General features: G+C 39.5%; 7 protein-coding genes. 3 read left to right on the top strand and 4 right to left on the bottom strand.

Annotation, left to right across the window (positions count from 1 at the left end; translation table 11 throughout):
- Positions 1–530 precede the first annotated feature (530 nt).
- Together V7K97_RS25455 and V7K97_RS25450 are read right to left on the bottom strand one after the other, a co-directional pair.
- On the bottom strand, positions 531–1,412 hold the full coding sequence (locus V7K97_RS25455) for a hypothetical protein (protein WP_334803764.1): 882 nt from the start codon (positions 1,410–1,412) through the stop codon (positions 531–533).
- A 153-nt stretch (positions 1,413–1,565) separates the two neighbouring features.
- Complete coding sequence (locus V7K97_RS25450) at positions 1,566–2,387, bottom strand: PIG-L deacetylase family protein (protein ID WP_334803763.1); 822 nt, start codon at positions 2,385–2,387, stop codon at positions 1,566–1,568.
- Positions 2,388–3,494: 1,107 nt separating this feature from the next.
- Between V7K97_RS25450 and V7K97_RS25445 the strand changes: the two genes are divergently transcribed.
- Together V7K97_RS25445 and V7K97_RS25440 are read left to right on the top strand one after the other, a co-directional pair.
- The gene (locus V7K97_RS25445; protein ID WP_334803762.1) at positions 3,495–5,273 is read left to right on the top strand and encodes an asparagine synthetase B family protein; all 1,779 of its coding nucleotides are present in this window, start codon (positions 3,495–3,497) and stop codon (positions 5,271–5,273) included.
- A 254-nt stretch (positions 5,274–5,527) separates the two neighbouring features.
- Complete coding sequence (locus V7K97_RS25440; protein WP_334803761.1) at positions 5,528–7,675, top strand: beta strand repeat-containing protein; 2,148 nt, start codon at positions 5,528–5,530, stop codon at positions 7,673–7,675.
- 42 nt (positions 7,676–7,717) lie between these two features.
- On the opposite strand, the gene V7K97_RS25435 is transcribed toward V7K97_RS25440, so the two are convergent.
- Positions 7,718–7,987 (bottom strand): hypothetical protein, encoded by a 270-nt coding sequence (locus V7K97_RS25435; RefSeq protein WP_334803760.1) that lies wholly within the window; start codon positions 7,985–7,987, stop codon positions 7,718–7,720.
- Positions 7,988–8,427: 440 nt separating this feature from the next.
- On the opposite strand from V7K97_RS25435, the gene V7K97_RS25430 reads away from it, so the two are divergent.
- Positions 8,428–9,084 (top strand): pentapeptide repeat-containing protein, encoded by a 657-nt coding sequence (locus V7K97_RS25430; protein WP_334803759.1) that lies wholly within the window; start codon positions 8,428–8,430, stop codon positions 9,082–9,084.
- Positions 9,085–9,367: 283 nt separating this feature from the next.
- Here the strand turns inward: V7K97_RS25430 and V7K97_RS25425 are convergent, their stop codons facing one another.
- On the bottom strand, positions 9,368–9,796 hold the full coding sequence (locus V7K97_RS25425; protein ID WP_334803758.1) for a hypothetical protein: 429 nt from the start codon (positions 9,794–9,796) through the stop codon (positions 9,368–9,370).
- Positions 9,797–11,038 lie beyond the last annotated feature (1,242 nt).

Genomic DNA, 11,038 nt, shown 5'->3' with positions numbered 1-11,038 from the left:
CTGCTTCGTCAGCAGAACCCCCAGAAATCCCCGGTGTCCGAGTTATAGATGAAACCATTTTATATTTAAACACTCCACACAATCACACTGAAAAAAGGAAGTCGGCACAATAAAACCAAACCAGGTAAAGAAAGATGAACTAGGGTAAAGAGAAAATTTATTATGATGTCGTTTTACCAAAATTGCCCAACAAGAACTCTTAGAAAGATTTTTACTTTTCCTTGTGAATTATTTGAGCGAGTCTTTAAGGATTTACTACCTCAGTTCCAACTGAATTGGCAATAAGGTCAAAACCAAGTGATTGACAGTCTTTAAGTTGGATTTGTCCTCTTTTACTGCATCCTCGCACACATTAGTGCAATTACCTTAACTTCTCACGAACGGGGTGTGACTGAGCAGCAGAAAGAAAATGCAATTTCTACTCTGTTTTTTTAGAAAGTGTTGGGAACGCTATCTGTAAACTGCTTCTAATAATTCTCTATTGGATGGATTTACTGGGAGGTTAGCAAAAGGCGATATGTAATCGAACTTCAAGAAACTTTCTCTCTCCTTTCTTCCAGGAAATATGTATTAACAATTCTGTACTTTATTGTTCTATAAAGATGCATTGTGGCTTTCGTAAGTTTAAATATTATTTTCCCTAGAATAGAGCGTTTAGGATGTGTAATTCTTTCGTGTTCCTCAAAATATGTTGACATTTCATCCATGTTTGACTGTCCCTTTTGAATTTTAATCAGTTCCGTTTTGTTGTTGAAAAAGGAAATACCTGTCATCTCACTCCATCTCACTGGTAGCCCTGCTTTATAGGCAGCTAGACCTATGGCATTACCTTCGCCTTCATAAATTCCATTTAGCTCGAAATATTTGGCCAGGATTTCCCATGTTTCTAAAAATTCAATTTCTTTTCCTGTTGACTTAGTGACAGAAAACAAATACTCATGGACAAAGGTAACATTTTGACATTCTGGATCTAAATTTAAAAATTGTGCTGCTTTCTTAATTACTTCAATTTCCCTCTGAAATTTCTTGTTAGTTGTTGTCGAAGCTTTGGCAAATTTTTTCGGCATATCCATACAAGCCCTAGCACTTATCCCTGGTGCTAAGAGCCATTCCATATCTTCTGAGATTGGTGCCAAGATTCGCATATCTGAATCAATGAATATACATGAATTAAATAGAGATAAAGCCTTAGCAACAGCAAATCTTTTATCGTGGTAACACTTAACGCCCTGCTGCTGATGCTCAAATGCTAAAACTTGAGAATATTTGCTAAACTCTTGCGGGTTATCTGTGAGAATTATCAAAGCAGTGTTAGGTGCATATAGTTCTAGGTCTTTTGCTAATAAACCAGCTAACGCCCGATACACTTTACCTAATGCTAAAGTACAAAAGCAGAATTGTTGTTGACTCATATTTTTAGGATTTGAGGGTAATAACTTGAAAATAGGAAAGTACTCAATTAGCTAATACAGCAAATTGCAAATTAGTGAGGTACGGTATTTTGGTCTATAAGACAGATTAAAAACCTTTTTTAACCGAACCCTATTCACTTTCTTCTACTTTCTTCAAGAGTCTGATTTGAAAAAAATCTCATGAGGCAAAAAGAACCGCCAGAGAAAACCAGGAGGAAGTACGGCACTCGATTCAGCATCTATAGGTAAATATTGAGAACGGTAGGTTTCAATAGCCTGCTTTTTTTTAGATTGCACTTGATGAATTGCGATCCGATGAGCGCCTACCAATTCATCAAACTTCAGGCTGCGAAACAATAAAGATTTCCAAAGCAACCAAATAGCATATTGCCAGAGTTCTACTGTCACTTCTGCTTTAGTAATGGCAGCTTTAACTAGTTGATAAGTCATTTCATGATCTGCACTGCGATCCTGTTTGTGAGTGACGTACACCTCTTGTGGTTGAAAAGTACGCAATAATTGTGCCATTTCTTCAATAGTTTGGTGTTGTTCAGTTTCTGTCATTTTGTATAGTGCGCCATCACATTTATCAAGGAAGTGAATATCTTTTGATTCCACCCCTAAAATCTTCAAAGCTGCTAGCGCTTCTTGTCTACGAATTTCGACAATTTCATCACGGGTAATCTTGGCATTACCTCGATGAGAACCTCCTCCATCTGTAACAAAAACAACTTTAATTGGTATCCCTTGTTCTCGCTTGAGTGCAATCATACCCCCACAACCTAGTGCTTCATCATCTTGGTGAGGAGAAAACACAATTACCGATTTTTGGTTAAGATTTAGTGGTTTACTACCTTGATACAGAAGCCAGTAGAACTGTAGTTTAATCAGTAGTTCTTGAAATCGGTACTTCAACAACCACCACTTATTGTGCAGACCGAACTTCAAGCGGTGGAGAATATATCTTATTTTCATAGCACCAGATATGATTTGAAATTACTATCTGAGGATTTATTACCCAAATAGTATTAATATTTATTTAATCGCAGACATCAACATGGGATTGAGTCTCCATCATTGTCAAACAGAAAACCAAAATTCTTACTGTGAAGGAATTTTAGAATTTTCTTGGATCTCACTCAACTGCACACCGCTATATCTAGCATCTGGATTTAATGACAAAGATTAATTTGTATTTGATTTAGACCTTTATCTTATTTGGATATTTAATAAACTATATGTCATTAATGATTTATGTGTCAATTATACAACAAAATAGAGCTACTGATTTCCGAAACAGTAGTTAGCATTCTGTAGATTGCCTTTGGAGGTTGCGGTTCGATGGATATGACGCACCCATTCATCGAAATCGTAACAACGTGGAATAAATAATATTTCCTGTCAATTAAACGTGTTAGCCCTAAGTGTAACTACTGACTTGTCTATATAGAACCCATTTGACATCTTTTACTGTTTTAGGACTTACGCAAGAAACTTCTTAAACTCCTATTCCTCCGTGTACTCTGCGTCGCGCCAGTTGCTTCTCCCAGGGGGAGACGCTGCGCGTAGCAAGATCCCCGGAGGGGTACAAGTCTCTTAACCGCAAGGGCGCACTGGCTTCTCTGTGGTTCGATTTTCCGTTACCTGTGCGTAATATCAAGTTCGGCTAATTAGTTATAAAGAAAATATGCGTTTGTAGTTGCGCTTCAGCTCTAAGTATAGCCATAGTCCAAGAAGAAGCCTGTAAACGGGGGATTAAGGGATTCAGGGCAGCAACAAAAACAAAAGAAAGCTTGAACTTTAGCAACAGCAGTTTTAGCCCTTACTATTAGTGCTGGGGCGATGGTAGCTGTGAAACCCGAAGAACCCCACCCCGCCAAAGCTACGCTTTGTCTCCCCTCCCCGCAAGCTCTTAGGGGTTGGGGGTGGGGTGCAATGACTCTGGGAATCATAACTATTTATACGGACATGATATAAGGGGGAAAATTCAAAGCCTCTCTCCAAAAAGGAGAGAGGTTTATTCATTTGAAAACTGCATTAAGCAATGTCTTAAAATTACTGATTATGCGTTGAAAATTTCCCATGCTATTTGATGCGTTTAAAAATCGTAAATCTCCTAAAATCGAATTCATCAAAACTAACCCAACCTGGCGCGTAGCTTGGGGAACAGTTGATGTAAATTATGAAGATATAGCTTGGCGAGATGAAAAAATTTCTGTAATTATACCACGCACAACTTCTGAATTTCCGACGGAGAAATTAGCAATCAGCTCTGGAGGACGATTTGTTGTTGTTGGTGATGTTTGGTTAACTAACCGAGTGCAATTGCTGCAAAAGTTGGGAATTGAACCAGACAGCTTTCAAGGAAGTTATCTGCAACTGGTAGCTAATCTTTGGGAACGATGGGGTAATGAAAGTCTTAGCAAACTTGTGGGGATGTTTGCGTTCGTGGTTTGGGATAGGGAAAAACAGGGGTTGAAGTTGGTTCGCGATCGCATCGGTGTTCGTACCCTCTACTACACTACCATTGGTTCAGTTCGTTGGATTGCGCCTCAACTAAGAACTTTATCACCCCATCGGTCATCCGATTTAGATTTGGTGGCGTTGCGAGATTATCTTTGTTGCGCCTTTGTTCCCGGAGAACGAACCCTTTGGGAACAGGTGCGAGAACTTCGACCTGGAACTGTTTTAGAGTTTCCTGACCACAAAGTTAAAGCTTATTGGCAGCTTCAAGAACAGATTATAGCAATAGATCAACCTTTAGCATGGTATGGCGATCGCTTGCGAGAACTCCTAGACCAAGTTGTTCAAGAATATTTACCACCAGCCAATGAACCCGTTGGTGTTTTTCTTTCTGGTGGTTTAGATTCTAGCGGTATCACTGCTTTAGTGGCAAAATTCCACCAAGCACCTGTTCACACCTTCTCGATTCATTTTGGTTTGGAATGTCCCAATGAGTTAGAATTTTCCAGTCTCGTTGCATCCCATTGTCAGACGCAGCACCACATTTTAGAAATTACTTTTAAAGATATGTGGTCACGTCTACCAGAAACAATGGCCTATTTAGATGACCCCATTGGCGACCCTCTGACTGTTCCCAACCTTTTGCTAGGACAACTGGCGAGAAAAAGTGTAGAAGTAGTTTTAAATGGTGAAGGTGGCGACCCCTGTTTTGGTGGGCCAAAAAATCAGCCAATGTTAATTAATAGTTTATATGGTTCTATCACCAATCAGGATGCATTGCAAGCTTATTTAATTTCCTTTCAAAAGTGCGCTGTTGACTTACCACAACTTTTAAAACCAGAAGTTTTTCAAGCAGTACAAACAGCACCTTGGGTTTTTGAAGAAGATTTATATTCCCAAGCTAACTATTTGAATCGGTTGATGGCAATGAACATCAAATTTAAAGGTGCTGACCAAATTCTGACGAAAGTTAGTAACTTGACTCAAGCTGCTCTTTTACAAGGTCGTTCTCCCTTGTTTGACCAACGAGTAGTAGACTTAAGCATGGAGATACCCCCAGAGTATAAGCTTTCTGGAGTAGAAGAAAAAGCAGTATTAAAGCAAGCGATTACCTACGGTACGTCTTTGACGAACGCAGATATTTTACCAGACACAATTATTCATCGTCCCAAAAGTGGCATGATGGTGCCGGTGCAGTTAGGATTTCGCAAATATTGGCAGCAAGAAGCTAGAGATTTATTGCTCAATCGCAATGCGGCTATCACCCCCTACTTAAACCAGTTACCTATTCGTAATTGGTTAAACTATCAAGGAGATACTTGGAGTCGTTATGGTGTGAAGTTGTGGTTGCTTGCTAGTTTAGAAATTTGGTTGCAGGTGAATCAAAAAGCGCAGTAGTGAAAACAAATTTAGTGGTGTTATAAGAGGTTGTTTTAAAAGTCCTCCTATCGGTAGTAAAAAGTTTTAGATACCCCTAAATCCCCCGATAAATTGGGGGACTTTGATTCCGGTTCCCCCCTTTTTTAAGGGGGGTTAGGGGGGATCAATAAGTGCAAAGATACAGCCACCCACTTTTCAAACAACCTCTAAAATTATTTTTATAATTGTAATCTTTCTGAGATAATTTTTATAATAAATCAAGGAAATGTAAAATGGCTCCTACAATTTTGACAGTCAATACTACAGCCGATCAAAATGATGGCAGTGCTGCTAATGGGTTATCTCTGCGGGATGCGATTATAATTGCCAATGCAAACCCGAATACTGGCTATGAAATCGACTTAACAGGAGGAGCAACTTACAACCTAACATCGAACGGGATTGATGAAGATAATGCCCTCACCGGAGATTTAGATATTAAAAGTCGCAAAAATCTACTTTATATTGTGGCAGTTGGTGGACAAAAAGCAACTATTGATGCTTCGGGTTTAATAAATAGCGATCGCGTCTTTGATGTACTTACTGGAGGAGCCTTAGCCTTACAGAATGTAGTGGTTACAGGCGGCAATATCTCTACTCATGGTGGAGGTATTAGGGTTGATTATAATAGCTTTCTCGATTTGTCTAATTCGACCGTTACAGGCAACCAATCGTCCAGTTATGACGGCGGAGGCGGCATCTACAACGATGGTACAGTCTACTTGGAAAATGGTTCTAATATCAGTAACAATCAAGCTAACGTAAGCGGTGGCGGTATCCTTAACTCTGGCACTGTGGTTGCGATTGACTCCACAATAAGTAATAATAGCTCAGATGATGGAGGTGGAATCTACAACCTTGATACATTGACGCTGATAAACACTACAGTTAGTGATAATAGTGCAAGTAGCGCTGGCGGTGGTATCACAAATAATGGTGGCTCTAGTGCTTTAGTTAACACAACAATTAGTGGAAACAGTGCCGCAACAGCTGGCGGTGGTATAGATTCTGATGGTACGGGTGTGACAAATATACTTAACAGCACAATTACCAATAATACGGCGGGTACCAATAATACGGCGGTCAGTTTAGGAGGAGGTGGAATTTACGGCAGTGCCAATTTAAAGAACACAATTGTTGCCGGAAATTTTGGTAATTATGATAACCAGGGTACAGGCAAAGATATTCAAGGGACAGTTAACGGCAATAATTATAATCTAATTGGCTCTCTAGCTGGAGCCAGTGGCACTGTAGGCACTGGTACAGATATCGTCAACCCTTACCCCGGACTCAGCCCCCTACAAAATAACGGCGGAATCACCCTTACCCATGCCCTTCTGACTGGTAGCCCAGCCATTAACGCCGGCAACAACAACTTGATTCCTGCTGATACACAAGACCTTGACGGCGATGGCAACACTTCAGAACCCATTCCCTACGACCAACGAGGCTTGGCGCGGCTTGTTGGCGGTACAGTCGATATTGGCGCATTTGAAGTACAAGCAGCTACTGGAACTGTCCCCATCACTAACACCTTACAAGCTAGTACCACAACAACCTTAGCTAATGGTGTCGATAATCTAACTCTGATTGGAACCAGCAATATTAACGGCACTGGCAATAGTGGCAATAATATATTGACGGGTAATAGTGGCAATAATATTCTCACTGGTGGTCTGGGGAATGATACTTATGCATTCAATGCTTCCACCCCATTAGGTAGCGATCGCATTCAAGAAACTACCACAGGTGGGAATGATTCTTTAAGTTTCAATGGTACTACTACAGATATACGAGTGAATTTAGGCATCATTACCACCCAGACAGTCAATAGTAACTTGAAATTGACCCTATCAGCTAATAATGTCATTGAAAATGTGGTTGGTGGTAATGGTAGCGATCGCTTGATTGGCAATAGCCTCAATAATACCCTGAATGGGGGGACTGGAAATGATATTCTTACAGGTGGAAGTGGGGCTGATACTTTAATCGGTGGGTCTGGAAATGATATTCTTACAGGTGGGGCTGATAGCGATCGCTTTTTGTATAGTAGCGGACGAGCTTTTACTAGTAGCGATTTCGGTAGCGATATCCTGACTGACTTTACCTCTGGAAGCGATAAATTGGTGTTGAGCAAGAATACTTTTACTGCTTTGAGTAGTATTGTGGGTAATGGGTTGAGTCAAGCTTCTAATTTTACGACTGTAGACGATGATGATTTAGCTGCAACCAGCAATGCTTTCCTGGTTTACAGTCGCAGTAGTGGCAGTCTCTACTATAACCAAAATGGCAATGCAGCAGGCTTAGGAACTGGAGCCGAATTTATTAATCTGCTTAATATTCCCACCTTGACAACGACTGACTTCACAATTGTTACCTGAGTGGAATGATACAGCAGAATTCAAGAGTCAGAATTGGTGAATTCAGAAATCAAAACAGTTACTACCAATGCCCAATACAACTCTTGGAGAGGCTGCGCCAACGGCAACTCTTGGAGACGCTACGCGTAGCAAGATCCCCGGAGGGGTACGCTCAGTACAAGTGCCCAATGCAATGCCAAACTGATATCTTGCACCAGGCGACTGGAAGTCGCGCGCCAGGTGCTTCTCCCAGGGGGAGACGCTACGCGAACAAGTCGGCGGAGCCGCCCAACGCACTGGCTTGGCTACACAGGCAAAACCTTGATTTTGCATTAGTCCGCGTAGGCGGACGAGAGTTTGTATAGCCGCGATTTCTAATCGCCAGGGCTAGTAGTCCGTCAAGTTTAAATTGAGGGGTATTAATTTAGTTCGTAGTTGCGCTTTAGCGCTAAAGCGCAACTACGAACCCCTCAAAACTAGCTTGACAGACTACTAGGTGCAAGATATGAATGCCCCAAGGGGCGGGGCGGCTATCCCTCTCCACCCACAACGGGATGGATTTTCCCGCCGCTTTCAATGAATATTTCCTGACTTATGTCAGGATTTTTTGTTTTAAAAACCACTGAAAAAGCGCTTTTTCAGGTGATTGGCGATTTTTCGTCAATTTATTTTTGATTATTTACTGAGATGATCTCCATTTGGGGTGTACTCTCAAGGTACGGTAACTTATCACACTCGACCTTTGAGATAAATTACACCCAGAGGTGAATACCATGAAAAATTATGTTGATCAGCAGGAATTTATATTAAGTCAAATCACAAACAAATATTTTCAGCGCCGGGATTTTAGTGGATGTGACTTGAGGGGAATCGACCTCAGAGGAATTGATTTAAGTAGTATTAATTTCATCGGTGCGGATTTACGGGGTGCAAATTTGTGTGGCTGTGTTCTGACTCGTGCTAATTTAAGTGGCGCAAATTTGATGCAAGCTAGCTTACGTGAAGCTAATTTGTATGAAGCCTCTTTGTGTGAAGCCAATTTGACAAATGCTGATTTAACACAAGCAAATTTGTGCGGAACTTTCTTATGGCGGGTGAAATTCACAGGTAGTAATCTTTGGGGTGCTTCTTTGTGTGATGTGGATTTGAGAGAAGCCGACTTAAGTGAAGCCAAATTAATTGAAGCATCGCTGATTGAAGCTAACTTAAGTTCTGCAAATCTCGCAGAAGCAAATCTTGCAGGAGCAAAATTACTAGAAGCTAATTTGACTGATGCTAACTTAACAGGTGCAGACTTGACATGGGCAAATTTAACTAAGACAAACTTGAGTAAGGCAAACCTTTGGAAAACAAACTTAATGTATACAAAATTCCGGGATACTATCATGCCTGATGGCACAATTGAGCAACCTCAGATAGTCATTTATTAGTTAGCAGTTAGAGGATGTTTGAGAAGTCCTCTTCTCGGTAGCAAAAAAATCTATATCCTCCTAAATCCCCAGATAAATTGGGGGACTTTGATTCCGGTTCCCCTTTTTAAGCGGGGTTATGGGGGATTAATCAGTGCCAAAAATTACAGACAACTACTTTACGGACTTTATCCTAACGCACCCTACAATACCTAGTTTTTTCATAAATTAAACCGGATTACTATAGCTGATTTATACTGCAAATGAAGAAGATTGTTTCTTTTTATCCTTAATCCTTATTTCTTTAGTATCTACTACTGGGGAAAAGTAGAATATCTATTACTTCACCTACTACCAAACCTAATACCGCTATGACTGTTAAAACCCAAAATGAATCTAGCTTGTTGAAGTCAGAAAACCGCATTTCCAAATCAGCTAAAAGCGTAGTGGCTAGTGGTATGAGAAAAAGACCGAATAATAATGACCAAGTTGCTACTAAAGCAATTGATATACTTAAGAATAATATCACAATTAAGGTTTGAGAGCCAAATTCAACTAACCGCTCTAACCAAGAAATACTCTTTCGCACTACAGCTATAACCATAGCAGCCACAAAAGCTCCTACTAACCAAATAATATGATTAGTGGCAAGATACCACCCCAGGAGAGTATAAGCCAATAAGAGTAATACTAAAGGCATCAAAGGAATCCTATTAAAAAATTCCACATTCATACTCCTAAAACTGGTAAAAACACCAAGTTAATATTTGACTTAATCGTAGTCAAATATTATTACTGCCCCGACTTCTAAACATACCAACTTCCCTCAGGGTATTCCTCTATCTACAGAGCAAATTTTAGGACATACTCTTTCATCATGACCGAACAAGGCAAAAGTAAAAAGTAAAAAGGCACTCATCAAGAAAAAGAAAAATGGTTTGAGAGCAACTAAATTTATTTATGGAATGAAATAAAAACATTTATTTCGATAGCGCCGGCGGCAAGCGAGTCATCGAGCGTCGTGGCGCAGCGCGTTCGCATGATTGCGTCTCGTAGAGAGAAATAAGGTGTCATTATTAAATCCCCTCAATTTATTTATGGGGATTATCTTTTTACTTTTTACTTCTTAAAATATATAGCCTTACTTAATCAACACTTAGAGAAGTTGAGAATCTGAGCCTTAGATGCTTATAATATCTCTGGCAACAACAGCTTGCTAAATCAAAAATTTTATACTTGCAATCTAATTTAACTTACTTTGATGCGATCGCTCGGCAGCCTAACTAACAACTCAGGTTAGTATTTAGAGTATATTTTTATACTTAGTAGATCATAAGCAAGTTATATTTTAGAGATAAATTTATTGATTTAAGAACAATAGTATTAAATTCTCAAATACTAGTAATCTGTAAACAGATTGACTTTGGCTCTCACCTATTTGCCATGAAATTTAATGAAGAGGTCGTTACAATTCATGGTGTACAACTTTGACAACTGTCCACAATACCCTTGCATGTCTCAAGGTCATGGTAATATTATTTTACTGCCAGTAGATATTATTTTATACATCAAATTAAAACCATGCTGAAACAGCTAGTTAGGTGTGCTACCTCCAAAAAACAAAAAATTATTCAACCCACTCAGAAAATCAACAAAAGCGCTAGTATACAAAGCACAGAGCTTTTGAAAGTCTGCTTATATAAGATACTAAATAGCTGAAAAAGCCCTTTTTTAGAAATTATGAAAGCCAGTGAAAAAGACATAAAATTCTCTTGTAATTGCAAAAAATTAGACAAGAGTCCATAGGGAACTTTTGACACGATCTGAATGAATTGTTTTTTGGATATGTGAAAATATCAAAAAGCTCAATTTGTCTTTCAAAACAGACATCAGTATTGTCTGTTTTCTTTAGATATTGGTTTTCTTTGTGCTTAGTTACCTATATATAAAAGTCCTATTTTATTAGTGAAAATTT

This window comes from Nostoc sp., assembly GCF_036917815.1.
Taxonomy (GTDB): Bacteria; Cyanobacteriota; Cyanobacteriia; order Cyanobacteriales; family Nostocaceae; genus Nostoc.
The sequence above is the reverse complement of the archived record's forward strand: the minus strand, read 5'-3'. Positions and strand labels throughout refer to the sequence as shown.